Here is a 23,112-nt window from a genome sequence, read left to right as displayed (position 1 = left end):
ATCTTTTGTTTGGGGGAGGTGTCTATAATCGGAGGTAGATGAACGCATTGAACATTCAGGAGGCGAATTCGTATGAGCGAAAAAAAACGTGTTTTGATTTGGAATGAATACCGACATGAGCAGATAAACGAGAAAGTGAAAGCAATCTATCCGAAGGGTATCCATCATGCTATTGGGGAAGGTTTAGGTAGTGGACTGGAGATTGGTTACGCGACTTTGGAAGAAGATGAGCACGGCCTAACGGAAGAAAGGCTAAATGAAACCGACGTACTGATTTGGTGGGGCCATAAAGCGCATCGCGAGGTTACGGATGAAATTGTGGAGCGCGTTTATAAACGCGTATTAGCGGGGATGGGGCTGATTGTTCTGCACTCCGGGCATTTCTCTAAAATATTCAAAAAGCTGATGGGCACAACTTGCAACCTGAAATGGCGGGAAGCCGATGAGAAGGAAAGACTGTGGGTCGTGGCACCTGGTCATCCTATTGCAGAAGGCATTGGGGAATATATTGAACTGGAACAAGAGGAAATGTACGGCGAAAGCTTCGAAATCCCAACGCCGGATGAGCTTATATTCGTCAGTTGGTTTGAAGGCGGAGAAGTGTTCCGAAGCGGCTGCACGTATCAGCGCGGGCAAGGAAAGATATTCTACTTCCGACCGGGGCACGAAACTTATCCGACCTATTACAATGAACAAATCCGAACGGTTATTCGAAATGCTGTACATTGGGCAGCGCCGACGACAAGACCGGCACCTAACTTCGGAAACCGCAAGCCGTTAGAAAAGCTTAAGTCGCAGCAGGAGGTATAGTCCATCATGTCATCTGTGAGTAAAACATATAAGCTTACACAAGTCGGTTGTGGGAATATGGCTAAGCGCTGGGTGAAGTATGCGATGTCTCGTGCGGATATAGAAATCGTCGCATTGGTTGATATTAATAAATCGGCTGCGGAAGCAATGGCAAGGGAATTTGGGATCGATTGCTTATGCAGCGATGATTTGGATTACGCCATACGCCAAACAGATTCGAACTTAGTCTTTGATGTGACGATTCCCGAGGTTCACAAGCAAATCGTAATGAAAGCGGTAGAATTAGGATGCGACGTGATTGGCGAAAAGCCGATGGCCGTTTCGATGGCGGATGCCATCGAGATGGAGGCCTTTGTACGACGGCATGGCAAGACATATTCCGTTATGCAGAATCGCCGCTTTTCGAAACAGATCAGGGAAGCACGGGGAATGATCGATCAAGATCGAATTGGAAAGCCGGGACAAACAACAGCGAATTTCTTCTTGGGGCCGCACTTCGGCGGATTTCGTGATGTCATGAATAATCCTTTGTTATTGGATATGGCTATTCATACGTTCGATCAGGCACGGTATTTGCTTCAGGCTGATCCCATCTCCGTGTATTGCCATGAGTTCAATCCCCCGTATTCTTGGTATAAAGGAAACGCTTCAGCAATCTGTATCTTCGAGATGTCGGATGGATCGGTGTTTTCGTACAACGGATCATGGTGTGCACATGGCGCTCCAACATCTTGGCAAGGAAGTTGGCGGGTTGTAGGTTCGAAAGGCACGCTCATATGGGATGGCGACAACGATCCGTATTGCAATGTGTTGCGGGGAGAAGTGACTACGGATTCTCGCATGCAGGAGTTTGAAACAGTTGGACCTTCCGAGATCTGGACGGGCAAAGAAGGTCATGACGCTTGTTTCGATGAGATGATGGCATCGCTGAATGAAGGCCGCAAAGCGGAAACGGATTGTTCCGATAATTTGGTGAGCATGGCGATGGTTTTTGCTGCGGTTGAGAGCGCCAAACGGGGAGAAAAGGTCCCCATAACTATAGATAAGGTTATTAGATGAGGAGGTACTATTTTGAAGAAAATCGGATTTATTGGTCTCGGTAATATGGGTTTGCCAATGGCTCGCAATTTAATTCATGCAGGCTATGAGGTATACGGGATAAACAGAAGCAAAGCAGCTGAAGAGCAGCTTAAAGCATTAGGGGGACATACGGGGCACACGGTTGCGGATCTTGCCTCTCACATGGACTTAATTATGACTTGTCTACCGCTGCCTGCTGATATTGAACAGGTGTATCTGGACGATAATGGTTTGATTAACAATGGGCGTGAGGGTCTCATGCTGATTGACAACAGTACCGTTAGTCCGGAGTTAAATCGTAAAATATACCTAGCTGCTGCTGATCGCGGCATTTCATTTCTCGACGCGCCGGTTAGCGGCGGTACGACAGGTGCCGCAGCGGGTACGCTGAGCATTATGGTCGGCGGTGATAGGAACGATTTCGAACGATCGCTCCCCGTGCTTCAAGCAATCGGCAAGCAAGTTGATTACGTTGGCAGCAGCGGAAGCGGCTCGGTCGTGAAACTTATTAATCAACTGATGGTTGGTATTCATACGCAAGCGGTTAGTGAAGGTTTGGCGCTTGGAAGGAAATCATCTGTTGAAGAAGAGAAACTTGTGCAGATTTTAGGTTCGAGCTTTGCAGGAAGCCGCATGCTTGAACGTCACTATAGTAATCACATTGCGAAGGAAGACTACAAGCCTGGTTTTGCCATTAAGCTTCTTGGAAAAGATCTGGACCTCGCAATTGAAATGGCCAAGCAAAGCGGCGTAGATCTATCTGTCGGCAACCGTGTAAGAAGCTTGCTGAAAGGCGCGATTCGAAACGGTTTTGCAGGACAGGATATGTCCGCTATGCTGGGCTTTCAACTTCAGCGGGACGAGAATAAAGAGTTCTTGAAGCATTTTGCTGTTTTTCTACCGATGAAAGATGCGGATAAAAGCGTGATGTTTCGAGAACAGCATTTACAATTTCTAGCGAATCGGCGAGAGGAAGGCAAGCTGCTGGCAAACGGGCGATTCACAGACGGAGCTGGCGGATTGGTTATCTACAAAGCAAACAGCATGGAGGAAGTCGAGGCATGGGTGAAAGAGGATCCTTATATTATTGAAGGAGCCCGTAATTATGAGATTCATGAATGGGATATCGTGCTTGCCGAATAGATTGTTGGTTCCATTTGGAAAGTAGGGAAGACAATGAAGATAATTATTGCGCCAGATTCCTTCAAAGGAAGCATGAGTGCAGCCGCTGCAGCACTAGCTATTGACAAGGGTTTTAGGAGATATAAACCCAATGTTCAAACTGTATGCATTCCGGTAGCTGATGGAGGAGAAGGGACCATTGATTGCCTGATTGAAGGTATCGGAGGCGTGTCTAATCCGGCAATCGTAACTGGGCCACTAGGAAATCTGATAGAAGCCCGTTACGGTGCGATTAAATCTGAATCGGTCGCTGTAATCGAGATGGCTTGTGCTTCAGGTATCTGTTTAATATCACAAGATCAAAGAAATCCGTTAATAACAACCACTTATGGAACGGGTGAATTAATCTCCAAAGCACTGGATGCCGGATATCGCGAATTCATATTGGCAATTGGCGGGAGTGCTACGCTTGATGGTGGCGCAGGGATGCTGCAAGCGTTGGGTATGCGACTATTGGACGAAGCCGGGGAAGAAGTTTCATGGGGCGGAGGGGCCTTGGACAAGATTGTCACCATCGATAATCGTGGCTGGGATCCGCGAATTGCCGAGTCTCAATTTCTGATCGCTTCGGATGTGCAGAATCCTATGATCGGACCAGAAGGCGCTGTTCATGTTTTTGGCCCTCAGAAAGGTGCTACCCCTGTAATGATCAATCAACTCGAGCGAAATATGACACATTGGGCCGATCTTATCGAAGCACATACCGGCATGCATCTGCATGATAAGCCCGGTGCTGGTGCTGCAGGCGGTCTTGGTGGAGCATTCCTTGCTTTCTTTCCTGCTAAGCTACAACGCGGGATTGATGTTGTTATCGAGTATTCCTCATTGCGCCAGCATCTAATAGACGCAGATCTTGTCATAACAGGAGAAGGCCGGATTGACAACCAAACGGTATCTGGCAAGACACCGATGGGCATTGCTCAAGAGGCACAAAAATTCAATGTTCCTACCATTGCCTTCGCTGGTTCGGTAGGTAAAGGGATTGAACACTTGTATGATGTTGGTATTCATAGTGTTCATAGCATTATGAGAGGTCCTATGCTATTAGAAGACGCCATGAAGCAAGCACCTGAATTGCTAGAGCAAGCGAGTGAGCAGGTCATACGAACACTGGTGTTGAGATTTTGAAGATTTTTAAGGGTTTGAATCAATAAGATAGGACGATTGTTTTGATTACGCATGTGACCGGGACCCGAAGGGGCCTCGGTTATTTGCTTTTATACTTAGGCACAGGATTAAATGAGCAGAATAGCGCAATGTTCTAAAAGAACCACACTTTCAGATGCAATAAGTTCATTTCATTGTTTCAGCTGAAATGATATTTTTTAAGAAACGAAAAAAGGTGTGAAATGAAGTATGAATATGCCATTTGAAGTGCCGGAACAAAAACAAATACGAGTTATTATCAATACGGATGCGAAATGCGAAGCGGATGATCAATATGCCATTGTGCATGCCATCTTATCGCCACGTTTAAAAATAAAAGGAATAATCGGCGCCCATTTCGGAACTCGCAGCTCAACAGGTGCAGAGGATTCCTATCAGGAAGTCCTGCATCTTCTTGATTTAATGCACATGAAAGACAAATTTAGAGTAGTCAAAGGCGCTAACCATAAAATACCGGATACCTTAACCCCCGTATCTTCCAATGGTGCTGATCTGATCATTGAAGAAGCCATGAAAGATGACCCCCTGCCTCTATTTGTCACATTTCAAGGACCTTTGACCGATCTGGCATCTGCTTATTTGAAGGAACCGAGAATCGCAGAGCGATTAACGGCCATTTGGATTGGAGGCGGAACCTATCCGGATGGCGACGTTGAATTTAATTTATCGAACGACATCGAAGCGGCCCAAGTCGTATTCAACTCACCGATACATGTATGGCAGGTTCCGAAAAATGTGTATGATATGGTTCGCGTTGGACTGGCAGAATTGGCTGTTAAAGTTCGCCCGTATGGAGAAATCGGTAAATACTTATATGAATATCTGATCCAACACAACATGAAAAACGGGGATCGACCTCAGTGGCCGAAAGGGGAAATATGGGTTCTTGGTGATTCTCCTGCAACTTCGCTATTGCTCGACGATCAGGCATTTGACTATGATCTAATTGAGGCCCCTAATATTCATTCAGACATGAGTTATCAACATAAAGCTGGAAATCGGAAAATTCGAGTTTACCGGAGCGTAGACTCACGGTTTATATTAGAGGATTTCTATGCAAAATTATCTCTATTCGCAAATCCACAGGGCTGCTAAGAAGCAGCTCTCTATTTTTGACTCTACTTATTCCTATAGAAATTACTCATATAAGAAGAAGGAGATTCCCCTATTACTTTTTTGAAAACGCGACTGAAATAATAAGGATTCTTATAACCTAACCTCTCGCTTATCTCAGATACATTGAGAGAAGTGTTTCGCATCCAATCGATCGCTTTGTTTATTCTTAATTTCGTATGCGCTTCAATAATGCTTAGTCCTGTTTGTGTTTTGAAGGTTGCCGATACGTAACTGTAGTTCAAATTCAGATGGCTGCTTAGTTTGGTAGAATCAAAGTCCTCGTCCGTATGCTGCTTAAGAAAAGTCATAACTCTCCCAGTAACCGTTGCTCCTTTTCCTACATTTCTAGTAGATCTGTTATACTCTTTCGTTGATTTATGAAGTTCCAAAAACAATTGATAGACTTGAATGCTTAGCTGGACCATACCATGCTCCTTAGGCTTTTGAAAATCCTCAACTAACATTTGTAGTCTGTTTTCTAAGGTTCTATGAAAAGGCGAAGTTCCATGCTTGGGCATAGGGAATCGGTAGGCATAGTGATCAGGATAAAAAAAGTCGATTTCAGGTAAAGGGGAGTGCTCTTTATAGGATGAGTAGTCATGTACAGGGGAGTTAAAGTGTACCCAATACCAGGATGTTCCTGGCACGGTTTCAGGGCGTCCCCAATGATGAAGTCCTCTTTTCAAAAATAAGTGTTCCTTCTCGTTAATGATATATTCCGTGGTCCCCTCAATGACCTGCATGCTCCCCTTGGTCACAAATATGAATACATCAAAATCCAATAGGCGGTCGTGATGCGTATAAACTTCTTCTACTTGATTCCACCCCATATCCCTTATCATGGGAAAACGATCACCAGTTAAATAAACGAACGGATCCATCTTACTTGCCCCCTTATATGGCCTGTATATAGATTATACCTAAAGAAAGTATATGTAAAATACTGTTCCGTGCATTCTTATCCAACTTATTGGGGTTTAAAATATTCTTAAGATGCAAAAAAATGGAGGTATCTCATTGCGTATGACTAAAATGAATGATTATCAGGCAGGACGGGTTAAATTGTCCGCAGGACCCCTTACAGCACGTTTCGAGCTGAACAAGAAGTACGTCTTAAGCTTAACGAATGAAAATCTGCTTCGTAATTTCTATCTGGAAGCAGGATTGTGGAGCTACAGTGGAAATGGAGGAACTACAAGCGCGACTACGACGAGTATGGACGGACCCGAACATTGGCATTGGGGATGGGAATCACCGACTTGTGAGTTGCGTGGACATATGATGGGGCATTGGCTGTCTGCAGCAGCGCGGATCTATGCGCAAACGGAAGATTTGCTGGTTAAAGCCAAAGCGGATTACATCGTCCAAGAATTGGCGCGTTGTCAGGAGGCGAATGGAGGGGAATGGCTTGCTGCATTTCCAGAGTCCTATATGAACAGAATAGCCAAAGGAAAGTATGTCTGGGCACCGCATTATACGATTCATAAGCTTTTGATGGGACTATACGACATGTACGCAATTGGTCAAAATAAACAAGCGCTCGATTTAATGCGCGGTGTAGCCGTTTGGTTTCATCGTTTCACCGAACCATTTAGCCGTGAGCAAATGGATGATCTCCTGGACTTGGAAACAGGCGGGATGTTGGAGGTCTGGGCAGATCTATATGGTGTAACTCGGGACGAAACACACCTTGCATTAATCCATCGTTATGATCGCCGCCGGTTTTTTGACGCCTTGTTAACAGGACAAGATGTCTTGACGAATAAGCATGCGAATACGCAGATTCCTGAAATTTTGGGAGCTGCTAGAGCGTGGGAAGTAACTGGAGAAAGACGTTTTCGAGAGGTCGTGGAGGCGTTCTGGACATGCGCGGTTACGAATAGAGGATATTATTGCACGGGGGCTGGAGATGATGGTGAATTATGGGTGCCGCCCGGTCAGATGGTGGAAAGAATGGGAGTTGGACAGGAACATTGTGTGAATTACAACATGATGCGACTTGCTCATGTACTGCTCAGATGGACAGGAGAACCACAATATGCGGACTATTGGGAGAGAAGATTTTATAACGGAGTTCTTGCTCATCAGCATGGAGAAACAGGCATGATTTCGTATTTTCTAGGCATCGGCGCGGGGAGTCATAAGAAGTGGGGCTCCCCTACACAGCACTTTTGGTGCTGCCATGGAACGCTTATTCAAGCGAATGCCTCTTATGAACAGCAGATTTTCATGGAGGAGATAGCGGGAGTGACCGTATGTCAGTGGATACCCGCTGAAGTTAAATTGAAGCTGGATGATACTGAAATTAATATTTGTCTACAACAAGACGGGCAATACGGCGTCTATCCTTTGAACAATTGGAATGTTACAGGCATGACGGCGATAACGAAAATTGATATGCCGCCAATCCCTGTCCATCGACCTGATCGATTTAAGTATAGTTTGACAATGACTTGTGATATGGAGGTTGAATTTACACTAAAACTTAGAGTCCCAAGCTGGGTGAAAGATGAGCCCGTTATTTACGTGAATGGCGTTCAACTGACAGATCCAGTAAGACCGCAATCGTTTATTGGGATTCGTAGAACATGGAGCAATGGGGATATCGTGCAGATTGCGTTTCCAAAATCATTGACATCTGAGCCACTTCCTGGTGCAGAGGACATGATAGCTTTTATGGATGGCCCGATTGTTTTGGCAGGGTTGGTTGAATATGAACGTAGATTGGTTGGAAATCCCGATTTGCCAGAGACGATGCTCGTGGCGGATCGCGAAAGAAACCACAGCTGGTGGAATGTCGGCTACTATCGAACGAAAGGGCAGGATAAGGGAATACGCTTTATTCCTCTATATGAAATCAAGGATGAGACGTATACTGTTTATTTTCCTGTTGATCAGGCCCCTGAATAAGTTCTTAAAAAAGCGCACCTTCACATGAAATATCATCGCTCGTTTAGCGGGCGAATTCTGTTAAAATAGACTTATTCTAAATCGAAAGCATGAGGCGGCTCCCAGATGGCATCGAACCCTTTTCGGCTGCACAAAAGCATTTTTGCCAAATTTACACTCTCTTTCATTTCCGTCGGTCTCATCCCGCTGCTCATTCTCAGTTATATTTCACTGCAGACGTTCAGCGGCTTTATGGAGCGTTATGCGACGAACAATTATGAGCAAATGCTGCTGTTTGCGAGCCGAAATGTAGATGATATGTTTGTCAAATACAACAATATTTCCAAACTCATGTACTCCTACGGAGTTGGCGGCCTCTATGGCCAATTGGGACAAGCGATTGCAGCGCAAAGCAAGGAGAAAGACATTCGCTTGACGATGACGATCAACGATTTCTTGCAAACGGTGTTGTATACAGAACGTAACCTGCAAAGTGTCTTTTTTGTTTTGCCGGACGGAACTTTTCAAAGCTTATCCAAGAACAACGTTGCCCTGGATTACCAATATCAATATCCGAGGGTGGAATGGCAAGAGCAGATGAAGCTTAATCGTAACGGTCTTGGCTTTTTTTCGACACATAAGCAAGATTATTTTCTTGGGGCATCGGACCAAGTGATGACGTTTGGTCGCAACCTAACCGATGTCCTGGGGTCTTCAAAGGTCGAAGGCGAGATCGTCGGGAGCTTTTATATGGATGTTGGGCTTGGCGTGTTTAATGAGATTTTTAAGCAAATGGTTCTGAATAACCGTGATACCGTTTATGTCGTTGATAAACAGGGGATTATCCTTTATAGCAATCAGACAGAGCTAATCGGTTCTGTTTTTCATGCGAATGCATCAGATGATTTTTTGCATCTACAACAGGAAACAGCCGAGAATAACATTAAGATCGTTGGAGAGTTTTATAAAAAGGAATTGTTTCTCAAAGTCGAGCAGCTCATTAAGACGATTACGATCGTCATTGGCTTGTGTATGGTTTCGTTGATTGTGGTAGCTGTCTGGTTCTCCAATCGCTTCTCCAACCCGATTCGCAGCATTACGCGAGAAATGGCAAAAGTAGAATCCGGTAATTTCGATACGAAGGTGACCGTCAAGACGGAGGATGAGCTGGGTTTACTGTCCCATGGTTTTAATAAAATGGTGGGACGGTTGAAGGAATACATTGATGTTGTGTATGTAGCGCAAATTAAGCAAAAGCAGGCGGAGCTTAATGCACTAAAAAGCCAGATCAGACCGCATTATTTGTACAATACACTGGAAGTAATTCGGATGAACGCCGTTGCGGAAGATGCGAACGAGGTTGGGGATATGATTCTATCGTTATCTCATCAGCTTAAGTATGTCCTCGATTATGGCGAAGAATCGGTTGCAATCCGGGCTGAGAAAGCGAATGTGGAGCAATATTTTCAATTGATGGTCATCAGGTACGGCGAGCATAAGCTAGGCCTTGACTTCCGGTTCGATGCGGACTTAATGGACTATGCGATTCCGAAGTTATCGCTGCAGCCGATCGTCGAAAATGCCATTTATCATGGCATTATGCCTAAACCAGGAAAAGGTACAATTCGTATATCGATTGAAAAGCTGCCGGACAACTTGCTTAGTGTCACGGTGGACGACGACGGTGTAGGGATGAATGAGGATGAGCTTGAACTTGTTCGTCAGAAGTTGGCTAAGGGCAGTTCACTGGATACGGGCAGCAGTATCGGGCTTATTAATGTCCATGAGCGAATTGTGGCGCTGTATGGGCAAGGTTTTGGTGTAGAGATCAATAGCAGTCAACATATTGGAACAACCGTCCGTCTTGTCATTCCTTTAACGAAAGAGGTGAGTGTCCGTGTTGAACGCCATTCTAGCAGATGATGAACCGATCATTATCAAAGGGTTAAAAAAACTCATTCCGTGGGAAGAGCTCGGCATTGCAATCGTAGGTGAGGCGATGACGGGCAGAGGTTTGATGGAGCAGATTGAACTCACTCAGCCTGATCTGGTCATCACGGATATTAGTATGCCGGACGGATCAGGCATCGATGTTATTAAAGAAGTGCAAAGGCTGCAACTTCGGACGAAAATTATTTTCATCAGCGCCTATCAGGAGTTCTCTTATGCTAAAGACGCGCTAGCCTTCGGTGCGGTCGATTATTTGGTGAAGCCGATTGAGAAGAGGCTGCTGCTCGAGGCAGTGGGCAAAGCGATGACGTTGCTGCAGGAGGCGAATGAAGATCAATCCTCCAAGGGGAAGCTCGCTGTTTATGAACAAAAAGATAAAAAGACACAGCTCGAGGAGCTGTTCGACAGGCTTACCCAAGGCGATATTCGGTGGGAGGAAGCACAGCGTAAGCTTCAGGCATTGAACACACAGTTTACGGGCCCCTGTTTCAGTGTGTTGTATGTGAAGCTTGCGCATGTACAGTTGCAGGATGGCAGGTGGGGGGAGCATGAGAAGCGTCTGCTCGTGTTTGCGGTATCCAATCTGGTTGATGAGCTGATCCAACTTTATGGCAGCGGTCTCGTCTTTCGTAAAGGTGAAAATTTATGCGTCATTGTGAACCACATGCATGTAGAGGATGATTTGCAGCCTCTTGTGAGCGAAATGCGGGATAAGATTTTATTTTATCTGAAAATTCATGTGACGATCTGTATCGGAATGCCGGCTCACAGTCTACAGGACATAAGGCAATCCTACTTGTCGGCCGTTGAGACGATGAACTATAGCTATTTTGAAAAGGATGGGACGATTCTTTCTTGGTCACAGAATGAACGGCGTGGCGGTTCAGATCAACTCTTGGCTGATGCCAAGCAAGCTGTGATTAAAGCGGTCATCGCCAAGGAAAAGCAGCAGGTGCAGGAGCTGTTGGGCAGCTTCTTTGAGCATGCTGCAGCGGGCGCCAATGGTCGCAAAGAATCGGCGATCTTAATCGTATACGCCCTGCTGACGGACTTAATGGAGGAGATGTCGGCTGTGGGAATTGACCCTCAGGTGTCGTCGGAGCAGCGGAAAGACTGGCAGCAGCGGATGCATCAATTTTACTGTTTTGGTGATCTTATCGCTTTTATAAATGCCCGTATTTTGGACATACTGGAGCAAGTAAGCACCGCTGGCGGCAGCCGCGAAGCGCAGCAAATGAAGATGATTAAGGAATACATTGAGGAGCACTACAGCGAGAACATAACGCTGGAAAGCATGGCTTCCCAAGTTTTTATGAATCCGTACTATTTTAGCAGCTTCTTTAAGAAGCACACGAATGAGAATTTTAAGCAGTACGTCACGAACATTCGGATGAAAAATGCAGTCCGGCTGCTCTTGCAAACGGATTTGCTCGTTTATGAAATTGCTGAGCAGGTTGGCTATCATAATCCACGGCAATTCAGCGATATGTTCAAGAAAAGCTATGGCAAGCTTCCGCATGAATATAAGAGTCAAATTAAAGGATAAATCGTAGTCAATCTGTTTTTTCTAAAGACAGCTTCTGCCATAGCTTCGTTTCGGAGCCTAAGCGGAGGCTGTTTTTCCATGTAGAAGAAAGTTATTGCATCCGTTTTCACCTTCTTAAATTCATGCATATCAAGCTTAAAAAACTTCATTCTAAACGATTTGGGCGTATGTTAGTCTTAATTCAAACGAACAAAGCACACAGCAAGGATTGTTCAAAAGAAGCTACAACTAAAGGGAGGTTACTTTCAACCATGGTTAAAACTTTTTCTAAAGTACTCGTAGGATCGACAGCATTAGCACTCATTGTGGCAGGCTGCGGTAGCAAAAGTGATTCCGCAACTCCAGCATCAAGCGCGGCTCCGGCTGGCACAGCTGCAGCGACTGCAGCTCCGAAGAAGGATGTAACCTTCAGCGTCATTTATGCGACAGGCGACCCGGCGACCAAACAAGCGGTAGCCGATTCCATTGCCGCTTATACGAAAGCGAACCCGAACGTTAAAATCAAAGATTTGAGCGAAACAACGACAGCGGCTTATCTGGACTTCTTAAAAACCAAAGACGCCGTTGGTGAATTCCCGGATTTAGTTGAAATGCGTGACACGCAATTGTTCGCGGATGCCGGCAAGCTGGCAGAACTTCCAAAAGATCTACAAGGCTTGTTTGAAAACGTTCCACAAGTAAACGGCAAAGTATATAATGCGCCGATCGCGCTGCCTGCTCCACAAGGGATCATTTATAGCAAAAAAGCGTACGCGGATGCAGGCATTACCGATGAGCCCAAAACGTACGCGGATTTCATCGCTGTGCAGGAAAAGCTGAAAGCAAAAGGCATTTCACCGATCGTTGTCGGCGGTAAAGATATTTTTCACTGGGGCTTCTGGGTCAATAAATTTTTGATCGACGAAGTGTTCATCAAAGATGCGGATTGGAATTCCAAGCGTTCCGAAGGCAAAGTGAGCTTTACGGATCCAGGTCCAGCGAAAGCGATGCAGCTATTGACGGATCTATTTACGAAAGGCTACGTAGATAAAGGTTACATGAGTACGGCGGACAACCAAACGGCTTCCATGCTCGTGACCGGTAAAGCAGCAAGCTTATTCTCCGGTCCTTGGATGTTCCCGACGATTGCACAAGCGGATCCGAAATTTGATTTTGGCTGGTACCCCGTACCGGATCAAACAGGCGCAGTAAACGTTGTTGGTCTTGCTCAACCTGCAGGTTGGTCCCTGTCAGCTAATGCAGCGAAAGATGCCGACAAAACAGCGGCGATCTCGGACTTCATTAAGTTCTTCTTCAGCAAAGAGCAATATCCGAAATACTTGAAAATAGCAAGCGCAATCCCATCTACAAAGGAAAAAATGAACTATGAAGCTTCCCAGCAATTGCAAGAAGTGTTGACGATGATGGCGGATCCAAATGTTAAAAAATCACTTCAAATCAATAACTTCTGGGGAGCTAACCAAATCCCGCCGCAATTCCGTAACTGGTTCTATAAATCCGTTCAAGATTGGTTAGTGAAAGGTGATTTCAACGCGGATTATTTGAAAAAAGCGGATGCTGAGTGGGATACCGAAGTGAAGGCAATGAAAAAATAAAAGCGAAAAGGCTGCAAACGGAGAACCTCTGCGTCACTTGCGGAGGTTTTCCTGCTACTGCCTTCAAATTCCAATAGGAGGCATAAGAGAATGACAAGCATACAGCCTGTTAAGAGAAAAAGAAAATGGCTAAACTATTCCATCGTGTTTCTTGTTCCTGCACTGATCCTCTATACCTTATTCGTCATGGTCCCAACAGCAAGCAGTGTTTACCTTAGCTTTACTTCCTGGGACGGTGTTAGTCCGGATATTCGCTTTATCGGCTTCGATAACTTCGTAGAGATGTGGCATAGCGAGCGCGTACATAATGCGCTGAGAAATACGTTAATTTTGTCTGTTGTCTTAGTTATTGTTGAAAATGTCGTGGCCCTGCTGCTGGCGATGCTCGTAGATCAGGTGAAATGGTTCCGCAATTTGTTTCGCAGCATTTTTTACTTCCCAACGTTACTCAGCGGGATTGTTATGGGGTTTGTCTGGACAATTATTCTGAATTACAATTTTGGCGTGATTACACAATTGCTTGCTAAGCTGCATCTTTCCTTCTTGAACGTCGATTGGCTTGGAAATCCGGATTATGCCTTGATCTCCATCATTTTTGCAACGGTATGGAAAGGCGCCGGCTATTATATGATTATTTATTTGGCTGGTCTGCAAGGGATTCCGCCAGAGTTGACGGAAGCGGCAAGCATTGACGGAGCGAACCGATGGCAGCAATTCCGCCATATCACGTTCCCATTGCTGGCAGGAGCCTTTACGGTCTGCATGATGTTGTCGATGATTGCATCCCTCAAAATATTCGATCAGATCGCCGTCATGACGGACGGTGGACCTGGATTTGCAACAGAAACACTGACGTACATTATTTACAAAGTCGGCTTTGGCGAGCTGCGGCAAGGCTTCGGAACAGCGCTATCGCTTGTCTTATTTATTCTCATTTTGATCGTATCGCTGATTCAAATTAAGCTGCTTCGCAGCAGGGAGGTGCAGCTATAAGATGAGAAAGCAGAAAAATATACTGGAGATTCTCCTCTTTGTCCTGACACTAATTCTTGCTATTATCTTCTTTTTTCCCATCTACTTCAGCTTAATTTCCGCCTTTAAAAGCAATGGTGCGATTCTGCGGGATGCTATCTCATTTCCAACCAGCTGGTACGTGGACAGCTTCGTGTATCTGTGGACCAAAACAGATTTCCCTAGAGCGATGGTCAACTCTATCATTTTAACACTATGCTCGATTATCGCGATGATTGCGGTCATCCCCATGGCGGCATACGCCATTGAACGGACGAATAAAAGATGGACGAACATGGTATATGTCTACTTTCTAGCAGGGATGATGATTCCATTTCAAGTCTATATGATTCCGCTGTTCAAAGAGATGAAAATGATAGGTTTATACGGCACATTAAGCGCACCGATTCTCATCTATATCTCCGGCTCGGTTGGGTTCGGCGTGTTGCTATATACAAGCTTTCTGAAAGGGGTGCCGCGTGAAATTGAGGAAGCGGCTGAAATTGACGGCTGCTCCAAGTACGGCATTTTCTGGCGGATCGTATTCCCGCTGCTTGGGCCGTGTACGGCGAGCTTGGTTGTGCTGAACGGTCTCGGGATTTGGAACGATTTCCTGATGCCAAGCTTGGTGCTGCCTTCGGATAAGCCCAAAACGATGATCGTCGAAATCTTCGGTTTCGTCGGCGAATATGCTTCTCAGTGGGACATGGTTTTCGCAGGCACGGCGATTTCAATTATCCCTGTCTTAATCGCTTTCATCGCGCTTCAGAAGTACTTTGTCAAAGGAATTGCAGCAGGTGCAACCAAAGGCTAATCACTAAACAATGGGGAAAGTGGGCAGAAGCAAATGTTAAAAGAACAGGAACAAGGTTGGTTGAATGACGTTATTGATAGGATTTCAACGAAAATGGACTGGGTCAGCGAGAAGTCAAAACATAAAATTCCGTACACAACCATTAACGGAACACATGATAATCGTATCGTCGATAATCCTACAGGCACGGAGACAGATGAAATTAACTGGTGGACGAATGGCTTCTGGGGCGGCATGATGTGGCTCATGTATCATGAAACCGGCAACGAGAAATATAAAGAAATTGCGCAAATCTCCGAAAAAGAATTAAATCGATGTTTTGATGAATTTTATGGACTGCATCATGATGTTGGATTTATGTGGCTGCCGACGAGTGTGGCTAATTATAAAGTGACGCAGAATCCGGAATCTCGCAAGAGAGCGATGCATGCTGCTGTCCTGCTCGCGGGCCGTTTTAATTTGGCAGGGGGCTTTATTCGGGCTTGGAACGATCTAGAGGGCTCCGATACGAGAGGTTGGGCCATTATTGATTGCATGTTCAATATTCCGCTGCTGTACTGGGCTTCGGAAGAAACAGGAGATCCGCGGTTCAAGCAAATTGCGATGAAGCATGCCGATACGGCGATGACGGCGTTTGTTCGAGCAGATGGATCTGTGAACCACATCGTGGAATTTGATCCGTTTGAAGGCGGTGTGATCAGATCGTATGGCGGACAAGGCTATGAAGAAGGCTCCTCCTGGACGAGAGGGCAGACCTGGGCTTTGTATGGGTACATGATGAGCTACATTCATACGCAAAAGGATGACTATTTGCAAACCGCGAAACGGATTGCCAACTATTTTATCGCGAACATTCCTGCGGATGGCGTCATTCCCGTTGATTTCCGACAGCCGAAGGAACCGAAGCTGGAGGATGATACAGCTGCAGCCATTGCGGCGTGTGGTCTGATTGAAATTGCGAAAGCCGTAGGCGAGCATGAAAAGGATCTGTACCTCGGGGCTGCGTTGAAGCTGCTCAAAACGCTGGATAGCTCTCGAATCGATTGGACAACGGGCAGCGATAGCCTGGTTCAATTCGGTTCAGCGGCCTATCATTCGGCAAACCATCATCACGCAATTATTTATGGCGATTATTATTTCATGGAAGCGATTTTCAAGCTTAAAGGGAACGATTTGTATTTGTGGTAATGAAAAGGAGTACGACAGCATGATTCAAAATCCAATTCTACGCGGCTTCAATCCGGATGCGTCGATCATTCGGGTTGAGGATGATTATTATATTGCAACATCTACCTTCGAATGGTTCCCTGGGGTGCTCATTCATCATTCCAAAGATTTGATGAACTGGAGACCCTTAACGCGTCCACTCGATCGGGTGAGTCAGCTGGATTTGCGCGGTGTGCCAAGTTCAGGCGGCATTTGGGCGCCTTCCTTAAGCTACTGCGACGGTACGTTTTACTTGTGCTTTACGAATGTAGTTGGTAGAAAAGGTGTATATAAGGATCTGCACAACTATATTGTGACAGCGCCTTCGATAGAGGGACCTTGGTCGGAACCGATCTATCTGAATGCCAGCGGTTTCGATCACTTTTTGTTCCACGACACGGATGGCCGCAAGTATCTGTTTAATATGCAGTGGGATTTTCGCAAAAACAAGAAACGGTTCGCTGGCATTATCATGCAGGAGTTCTGTCCACATGAAGGCAAGCTGATCGGAGAGATCAAGCTGATTACCGAAGGGACAGATTTGGGTGTGACAGAAGGGCCGATGGTGTATAAAAAGGATGGCTACTACTATTTACTGGTAGCTGAAGGGGGAACGGGTCCAATGCACGCCGCTACCCTTATGCGCGCAACTTCCGTAGGAGGTCCCTATGAAGTTGATCCGGACTACCCGATGATCACAACAAGAAACACGCCGGATCATCCGCTGCAAAACGCAGGCCACGGTTCCTTGGTGGAAACGCAGCTAGGGGACTGGTACATGGTGTTCATTTGTTCCCGTCCTCTTCCGGACGGCAGCAAACTCAGTCCACTAGGACGAGAAACCTCCCTGCAGAAAGTAACGTGGACGCCGGAAGGCTGGCTGCGGCTGGCCGCAGGCGGAAAGCAGCCGCAGCTGCACATTCCTGAAACAGAGCTGACGCCGCATCCGTTTGATCCGGATCCGATCCGCGATGATTTTGACGAACGGAAGCTCAGCGTGCATTGGCACACACTGCGCGTCCCGGCTGACGAGTCATGGTTAAGCTTATCTGAGCGTCCTGGCTATTTGCGGCTCAAGGGGAGAGAGTCGCTTACCTCTTTGCACCACCAAAGCCTAGTGGCAAGACGCATTCAAAGCTTTACTTGTGAGATCGTGACATGTGTGGAGTATGAGCCGCAAGCTTTTACACAAATGGCGGGTCTTGTGCTTTATTATGATGAGTCCGATCATTACTATTTGCGCATTTCCCACGATGACCAGCTCGGCAAGCATCTGGCGATCGTCGTTAACGATCAGGGACAATATGATGAATTGGACACGTATGTGCCGATTCCTGAAGGACGGGTATATCTCAAAGCCGCAATGAATTTCGATCAAATTCAATTCTTTTATGGTTTAGACGGCCAGTCGTGGCAGCCAATGGGGCCGACGCTGTACTCCGGTAATCTTGCCGACAGCTACCAAAGCAAATTATCCTTTACCGGCGCTTTCGTTGGTCTTTGCGCACAGGATTTGCGCGGAACTCGCCTGCATGCGGACTTCGACTTCTTTGATTATATGGAGATTGATGCCTAGGTTTTGCAGCTAACAATGATGTGAGGGGTCAAAGTTTATAAAAAAACCAGTAAACCTTGAGTTTACTGGTTTTTTTGTATGTTTCGTTTTCATAAGTAACTGCTTTCTTTGTAGTTTTAATGACATAGTCAAGCAGGATATCACATAAAACATAACAAGGAAATGATGCTGAAAGGGAGGTGTGGAAACAAATTGCTTTGGTTACTGTGGCTTATTTTGGCCGTGTTATTTGTGATTTTTGAACTTTATACAGGTACTTTTTACATGTTAGTTCTAGCAGCCAGTGCTTTTCTTTCAATGATCACTGCAATCGTCCATCTTTCTTTTCTGATACAGCTATGTGTGTTTACGGTTGGTGCGTTCTTGATTTATGCTTTTTTGTTGCCTATTGTACGCAAGCTGATACCTTCATCCAAAGAATTGCTGCCATCACCGAATCAATTAATAGGTCAAAAGGCATTCGTAATAAGTGATATCAAACCTGGTGAAGGCGGTTTGGTTAAGGTGAACTCCGAAATGTGGAGTGCATACGCAGATGAGCTGATTCAAGTAGGTGAAGAAGCGATTGTCATAGATGTTAAAGTCACGAAACTGTATGTAAAAAAGGGGCAGGTGTAATATGGTAGGGGTTATCGTCTTTCTTTTTCTTATTATTCTCATTGTTGTTGTTATCATTAAAGGCATTAGGATTGTTCCTCAACAAACCGTAGCGATTGTTGAAAGAGTAGGGAAGTTTTATAAAACACTGCATGCAGGTATTAACATCATCATCCCCATTATTGATAATGTTCGCAGTCGGCATGATTTAAGAATTCAGCAGGAGAAAGTTCCTTCCCAATCCGTTATTACCAAAGATAACGTGGCCATTGGCGTCGAGCTTGCAACATTTTTCTCCGTGGTTGATCCTAAATTAGCTACATATGGCATAGCCAATTATGTGCAAGGCATTCACAATATTGTAGCTTCGGCTTTACGCTCCACGATTGGTAAAATGGAACTTGATGAAATTCTTTCGAATCGCGACCGCATTCAGGCTGAACTGCGTCAAGCCCTGGATAATGCTTCGGAGAACTGGGGAGTGAGAATTGATCGAGTAGAAATTTTACAACTGGAGATTCCAATTGATATCCAAACTTCCATGGAAAAACAAATGAGAGCTGAACGAGAAAAACGGGCGAATATCTTACAGGCAGAAGGTGAAAAACAAGCCACCGTCCTTCGTGCAGAAGCGCAGCAGTCTGCTGTTATACTTGCAGCGGAAGCGGAGAAACGACGTCAAATTCTTGACGCTGAAGCCAAGCAAAAGTCCCAGGAACTAGAAGCTTTAGGACGTGCAGAAGCTATTAAGCTTGTTGCGAATGCAGAGCGTTCACGCATAGAAGCACTAAATGAAGCCGGTCTAAATTCGGAGATCCTTACTTATAAGTCTTTTGAGGCACTTTCCGAGATGGCCAATGGAGCAGCATCAACAATCTTCATCCCAACGGATGTAGTTAGTACATTAGGCTCAGTTGGAGCGATTGCCAAAGTATTTAAATTAGATAAAAATAGTGATCAATAAAACGGCCCAGTTCTGATACAGTGAAAAGAGACGGCCTCGTCTAACGGCTGTCTCTTTTTTCTTTTGCCATTAAGTATAGGTTAAAACTTCGAAAGTGGCTTTCCATATCTCACTAGAACATGCCACATAAGTTTCAACTCTTGAAGCACTTCTTTATAGGTTCCACGATCGCTCCAAGCAGCAGGATCGCGTTTCAAGTCCATTACAGCAGATCCAATCATGCTCACATCGATAAAATCATTTCGTGCAATGCGTTTGGCCAAGGAAGGCATCGAGGGACCTCTAAAATCGGAGGGAACTTCGTTTGCCAAAAGCGCAAAGCCCATATGCCAATAGAGATCAATTGCATACTTGAGGCATATTTGCTCCAGGGTCCGGCCCGTAGGAGTACCTTTAAATGAAGGATCTGCAACGAGTACTTCCACGTCTTCCTTAAGTGAAATATCTCCATGTATCTGGGCCTCAATATAATGGTTAAGATTGCGGCTAGGCTCTTTCGTTCCTGGGTCAGAGAATGGCCTCTCCAGATTAATCAACAGATGATTGATTAATTTCTGAGGGGTCAGATTTTTTCCCCCAATAGCAAAATCTCTTAAGAATGCCTCTTTCAGGAGAGCGGCCAAAATGATATCGAACTCCTCATATGTACCCTTTTCCTTCGGATCTTGATGAGAATCTAAATAAGTGAATGTACAACGATGTGAGACCTCCGGGGATAAAAGGAAATAGCAAGATCCAAAACGTGGTGCTGGACCATCGGGATGTAACATCAAATCCAGTGCCCCATACTTGGGACGCTGGCTATTGGTTGAGCCCATTTGTTGATAGGCGCCTCCAAAAATCTTCTTTTCCCAAAGGTCGCGTTGACCGCCAGGGTAAGCGGATACACTACCATTTGATAATAATGTTTCAAATTGGCTCTTATAAATTCCTTGCTCAAGTAGGGCCTCGGCAACGCTTTTCATCGTCGGATCCGGTCTGTCTGGATGAAAATGCAGGGCAATTTTTGCGTGCGCCTTGAGTTTGGCGACAGCTTCTTCAAATGGTCTAGACGCGATATTAGACATTTGAATAATTTCCTTCATTGCCCGCTCAGCTTCATCTTTGTGGCTCCTCGCGTACTTTGTAATATGCTCTAAAGCCAATAATTGTGAATTTGATAATTTCATGGATATAGTAGTCGCTCCTCTTCGAACCGATTAGTCAATGTCCATATTACCTAAATTTCCCTTATATTTGCCGGGAGAGATGCCAACGGTGCGTTTAAACATTTTCAAAAAATTAGAATAATCATTAAATCCGCACAGTTCGCAGGTATCCGTGACGCTATAGCCTTCCGAGAGAATCTGTTTAGCTTTGGATATTCGTTTGAAAAGAATATATTCATGGATGTTACTACCGATATATTTCTTGAAAACTCTCCCCATATAGAATCGATCCACATAAAACTTGGTAGAAAGAGATTCAAGTGAGAGATCCTTTTCCAAATTCATATCAATGTAGTCTAATAGAGAAGTTAATAATTCCGGCATAGAAGAAAGGTTGTCCGAACGATTAACGTCTTTGAATATAATATTGATCAAGACTAGCAATTCAATGAGATAATTCAGCTTTAAAATCTTATAGCCGGCATGGGGTTTAAGATTCTCAATTTGATTAAAAAGACGTAGAAATTCATTGATTTGGCTGGGTTGGAGCGTAATCTTATTTTGTTGGCCTTTAGGTTTATTTAGAAAACAGCTTAGAAGGTCGAGACTTGGAGAATTAAACTTGCGAACGATATGTGGTGCAAACTGTAACGTTATTCGTTCGTATACGTTATCGTTTTTGAAGGAAGGTTTATGGATTTCTTGATTATTTGTAATCATGACATCGCCAAATTTAATTGGATACATGTTCTTTTCAACGAAGTAGTTTACATCACCTGAGATTAAAAAGTAAATCTCAAACTCTTCGTGCAAATGAAAGTTAACATTACATTTATTGGGATTATAGATTCTACGTTCATAACGGATGCATTCGTCTATACTTTCATAAGCTAAGTTCATCCATATTACCTCACTTTAAATACCTGAAGATTCAGGTGAATTGTAGTGTTACTGATGCTGGATACAATCCAACGACAGTCGGTGAAATAATGACCGCAATCAATCTGATGTTCTATAAACTCCGGTGCTCCCCAACCTTTCCTACACTTCCATATTAAAGAAGTTTATACAAAACTATTTTACAGACTACCGTCAAGGGAATCAAGTAGCCATTCCTGCACAAAAAACGATATTTTCATCACAAAAAACTATGACTTATTTCGAGTATTATTTTAGAATAGCAAAAGAAAACGCTTTATTCTTCGTTTTTCTTCCTGCGGTCAGGCTTAACTACACTTTAATATACGGGGAGGGGTATTGGTTGAGTCCAATGAGAAAAGTGAAATTAGGTGTAATTGGTTTAGGCGGAATGGGAAACAGCCATCTCAAGTATTTGACACGGATGGAGACAGTTGAAGTCGTAGCCGTTTGTGATGTTGTACATGAAAAGGCTGATAAAGCAGCAGCTCTGTACCATACCAAGGCCTATTACAGCCATACGGAGCTTTTTGAGAAATCGGAGATAGAGGCTGTATTAATAGCCGTTCCCCATTACGATCATACGCCTATCTCGATTGATGCTTTCCATAAGGGCATCCATGTTTTATGTGAGAAACCTATTGCGGTGCATGTCAATGATGCACAAAAAACGATTGACGCCTATGAAAGTGCCAAGGAACACCATCCCAATCTGATGTTTGGCATTATGTTTCAAGAAAGAACCTACCCTCATCACAAAAAAATTAAAGACATTCTTGACGGCGGCGAGCTGGGCAAATTAATCAGAGCGACCTGGATTAACACCAAATGGTTCCGATCCCAACTTTACTACGATAGCGGCGAATGGCGTGCAACTTGGGCTGGAGAAGGCGGAGGAATTTTGACCAACCAATGTCCGCATAATCTGGATCTCTACCAGTGGTTATTCGGTCTTCCGTCACGTATCAACGGTTTTGCGCATATTGGCAAATATCATGATATCGAAGTGGAAGACGAAGTGACGGCCTACTTTGAGCATGAGAACGGGATGGTTGGCCATTTTATCGTGACTACCGCTGAAACACCTGGATCCAACCGGATGGAGATTGTGGGAGAGTACGGAAAATTGGTTTTTGAGGATAATCAAATTGTTTTTTATCGAACCCGTGAGTCGATGCTTCGTTTTATCAAAGAATCGCAAAGTAGAATGGGTAATGTTGAAAATTGGTACACGGAAATTCCTGTGAACGTGAATGTGCCTTCAGGGCATCAAGTCGTGACAGAGAAATTTATCGAGGCGATACAAAATGGCGGCGGGGAGCTTATCGCACACGGTCCTGAGGGAATCAATGGACTAACCCTTGCGAGTGCGATTATGCTTTCTTCGTTCAACGATCAAACCATCAGGCTGCCTTTGGATGCCGACGAATATGAGAAGAAGCTGAACGAACTGATCCGAAGCTCCAAATACAAGAAGACAGTGAGACAGGATGTTTTTATGGATATCAGCTATTCCCAGGGTTAGGTCTTATCAACTCACAAA

At 44.8% G+C, this 23,112-nt stretch carries 19 protein-coding genes; 16 read left to right on the top strand and 3 right to left on the bottom strand.

Annotation, left to right across the window (positions count from 1 at the left end):
- Positions 1-72: 72 nt before the first annotated feature.
- The 5 genes from GON05_RS09630 to GON05_RS09610 all read left to right on the top strand — a co-directional run bounded on the left by GON05_RS09630 (position 73) and on the right by GON05_RS09610 (position 5,334).
- Positions 73-810: a ThuA domain-containing protein gene (locus tag GON05_RS09630; RefSeq protein WP_157318950.1), complete on the top strand. Its 738-nt coding sequence runs from the start codon at positions 73-75 to the stop codon at positions 808-810.
- A gap of 6 nt (positions 811-816) precedes the next feature.
- On the top strand, positions 817-1,869 hold the full coding sequence (locus tag GON05_RS09625; protein WP_157318949.1) for a Gfo/Idh/MocA family protein: 1,053 nt from the start codon (positions 817-819) through the stop codon (positions 1,867-1,869).
- Positions 1,870-1,881: 12 nt separating this feature from the next.
- Positions 1,882-3,033 carry an NAD(P)-binding domain-containing protein gene (locus GON05_RS09620; RefSeq protein ID WP_246238945.1) on the top strand — a complete coding sequence of 384 codons (1,152 nt, stop codon included), beginning with the start codon at positions 1,882-1,884 and terminating at the stop codon, positions 3,031-3,033.
- 33 nt (positions 3,034-3,066) lie between these two features.
- Positions 3,067-4,200, top strand: a complete 1,134-nt coding sequence (locus tag GON05_RS09615) for a glycerate kinase (RefSeq protein WP_157318948.1) — start codon at positions 3,067-3,069, stop codon at positions 4,198-4,200.
- A 228-nt stretch (positions 4,201-4,428) separates the two neighbouring features.
- The gene (locus GON05_RS09610; protein ID WP_246238944.1) at positions 4,429-5,334 is read left to right on the top strand and encodes a nucleoside hydrolase; all 906 of its coding nucleotides are present in this window, start codon (positions 4,429-4,431) and stop codon (positions 5,332-5,334) included.
- 23 nt (positions 5,335-5,357) lie between these two features.
- Here GON05_RS09610 and GON05_RS09605 read toward each other — a convergent pair whose 3' ends face one another.
- Positions 5,358-6,236, bottom strand: coding sequence for a helix-turn-helix domain-containing protein (locus GON05_RS09605; RefSeq protein ID WP_157318947.1), 879 nt, complete (start codon positions 6,234-6,236; stop codon positions 5,358-5,360).
- Between the two features lie 151 nt (positions 6,237-6,387).
- Between GON05_RS09605 and GON05_RS09600 the strand changes: the two genes are divergently transcribed.
- From GON05_RS09600 to GON05_RS09555, 10 genes are all read left to right on the top strand, one after another.
- Positions 6,388-8,265, top strand: a complete 1,878-nt coding sequence (locus tag GON05_RS09600; RefSeq protein WP_157319286.1) for a beta-L-arabinofuranosidase domain-containing protein — start codon at positions 6,388-6,390, stop codon at positions 8,263-8,265.
- 105 nt (positions 8,266-8,370) lie between these two features.
- Positions 8,371-10,167, top strand: coding sequence for a cache domain-containing sensor histidine kinase (locus GON05_RS09595; protein WP_157318946.1), 1,797 nt, complete (start codon positions 8,371-8,373; stop codon positions 10,165-10,167).
- On the top strand, positions 10,142-11,740 hold the full coding sequence (locus GON05_RS09590; RefSeq protein ID WP_181646242.1) for a response regulator: 1,599 nt from the start codon (positions 10,142-10,144) through the stop codon (positions 11,738-11,740). Before GON05_RS09595 ends, GON05_RS09590 begins: the two co-directional genes overlap by 26 nt.
- 251 nt (positions 11,741-11,991) lie before the next feature.
- Entirely contained in the window at positions 11,992-13,335 is a 1,344-nt protein-coding gene (locus tag GON05_RS09585; RefSeq protein ID WP_157318945.1) for an ABC transporter substrate-binding protein, read from the top strand.
- Between the two features lie 90 nt (positions 13,336-13,425).
- On the top strand, positions 13,426-14,328 hold the full coding sequence (locus GON05_RS09580) for a carbohydrate ABC transporter permease (protein WP_157318944.1): 903 nt from the start codon (positions 13,426-13,428) through the stop codon (positions 14,326-14,328).
- Between the two features lies 1 nt (position 14,329).
- Positions 14,330-15,160, top strand: coding sequence for a carbohydrate ABC transporter permease (locus GON05_RS09575; RefSeq protein WP_157318943.1), 831 nt, complete (start codon positions 14,330-14,332; stop codon positions 15,158-15,160).
- A 33-nt stretch (positions 15,161-15,193) separates the two neighbouring features.
- Complete coding sequence (locus GON05_RS09570) at positions 15,194-16,348, top strand: glycoside hydrolase family 88 protein (RefSeq protein WP_157318942.1); 1,155 nt, start codon at positions 15,194-15,196, stop codon at positions 16,346-16,348.
- Between the two features lie 19 nt (positions 16,349-16,367).
- Complete coding sequence (locus tag GON05_RS09565; protein ID WP_157318941.1) at positions 16,368-17,942, top strand: glycoside hydrolase family 43 protein; 1,575 nt, start codon at positions 16,368-16,370, stop codon at positions 17,940-17,942.
- A gap of 192 nt (positions 17,943-18,134) precedes the next feature.
- Complete coding sequence (locus tag GON05_RS09560; protein WP_157318940.1) at positions 18,135-18,560, top strand: NfeD family protein; 426 nt, start codon at positions 18,135-18,137, stop codon at positions 18,558-18,560.
- A 1-nt stretch (position 18,561) separates the two neighbouring features.
- A complete protein-coding gene (locus GON05_RS09555; RefSeq protein ID WP_157318939.1) occupies positions 18,562-19,503 on the top strand; it encodes an SPFH domain-containing protein in 942 nt (313 codons plus the stop codon).
- 80 nt (positions 19,504-19,583) lie between these two features.
- Here the strand turns inward: GON05_RS09555 and GON05_RS09550 are convergent, their stop codons facing one another.
- Positions 19,584-20,672, bottom strand: a complete 1,089-nt coding sequence (locus GON05_RS09550; protein ID WP_157318938.1) for a DUF3626 domain-containing protein — start codon at positions 20,670-20,672, stop codon at positions 19,584-19,586.
- Between the two features lie 30 nt (positions 20,673-20,702).
- Positions 20,703-21,551 (bottom strand): AraC family transcriptional regulator, encoded by an 849-nt coding sequence (locus tag GON05_RS09545; RefSeq protein ID WP_157318937.1) that lies wholly within the window; start codon positions 21,549-21,551, stop codon positions 20,703-20,705.
- A 370-nt stretch (positions 21,552-21,921) separates the two neighbouring features.
- Between GON05_RS09545 and GON05_RS09540 the strand changes: the two genes are divergently transcribed.
- Positions 21,922-23,094: a Gfo/Idh/MocA family protein gene (locus GON05_RS09540; RefSeq protein WP_246239006.1), complete on the top strand. Its 1,173-nt coding sequence runs from the start codon at positions 21,922-21,924 to the stop codon at positions 23,092-23,094.
- Positions 23,095-23,112 lie beyond the last annotated feature (18 nt).

This window comes from Paenibacillus anseongensis (genome assembly GCF_009757995.1).
GTDB lineage: Bacteria > Bacillota > Bacilli > Paenibacillales > NBRC-103111 > Paenibacillus_E > Paenibacillus_E chondroitinus.
Note: the sequence above shows the minus strand (reverse complement) of the source record. Positions and strands in the feature narration are given on the sequence as shown.

Coding starts and splice junctions, on each gene's coding strand:
- GON05_RS09630 (WP_157318950.1), top strand. CDS start 73: ATGAGCGAAAAAAAACGTGTTTTGATTTGGAATGAATACCGACATGAG.
- GON05_RS09625 (WP_157318949.1), top strand. CDS start 817: ATGTCATCTGTGAGTAAAACATATAAGCTTACACAAGTCGGTTGTGGG.
- GON05_RS09615 (WP_157318948.1), top strand. CDS start 3,067: ATGAAGATAATTATTGCGCCAGATTCCTTCAAAGGAAGCATGAGTGCA.
- GON05_RS09610 (WP_246238944.1), top strand. CDS start 4,429: ATGAATATGCCATTTGAAGTGCCGGAACAAAAACAAATACGAGTTATT.
- GON05_RS09605 (WP_157318947.1), bottom strand. CDS start 6,236: ATGGATCCGTTCGTTTATTTAACTGGTGATCGTTTTCCCATGATAAGG.
- GON05_RS09600 (WP_157319286.1), top strand. CDS start 6,388: ATGAATGATTATCAGGCAGGACGGGTTAAATTGTCCGCAGGACCCCTT.
- GON05_RS09595 (WP_157318946.1), top strand. CDS start 8,371: ATGGCATCGAACCCTTTTCGGCTGCACAAAAGCATTTTTGCCAAATTT.
- GON05_RS09585 (WP_157318945.1), top strand. CDS start 11,992: ATGGTTAAAACTTTTTCTAAAGTACTCGTAGGATCGACAGCATTAGCA.
- GON05_RS09580 (WP_157318944.1), top strand. CDS start 13,426: ATGACAAGCATACAGCCTGTTAAGAGAAAAAGAAAATGGCTAAACTAT.
- GON05_RS09575 (WP_157318943.1), top strand. CDS start 14,330: ATGAGAAAGCAGAAAAATATACTGGAGATTCTCCTCTTTGTCCTGACA.
- GON05_RS09570 (WP_157318942.1), top strand. CDS start 15,194: ATGTTAAAAGAACAGGAACAAGGTTGGTTGAATGACGTTATTGATAGG.
- GON05_RS09565 (WP_157318941.1), top strand. CDS start 16,368: ATGATTCAAAATCCAATTCTACGCGGCTTCAATCCGGATGCGTCGATC.
- GON05_RS09555 (WP_157318939.1), top strand. CDS start 18,562: ATGGTAGGGGTTATCGTCTTTCTTTTTCTTATTATTCTCATTGTTGTT.
- GON05_RS09550 (WP_157318938.1), bottom strand. CDS start 20,672: ATGAAATTATCAAATTCACAATTATTGGCTTTAGAGCATATTACAAAG.
- GON05_RS09545 (WP_157318937.1), bottom strand. CDS start 21,551: ATGAACTTAGCTTATGAAAGTATAGACGAATGCATCCGTTATGAACGT.
- GON05_RS09540 (WP_246239006.1), top strand. CDS start 21,922: ATGAGAAAAGTGAAATTAGGTGTAATTGGTTTAGGCGGAATGGGAAAC.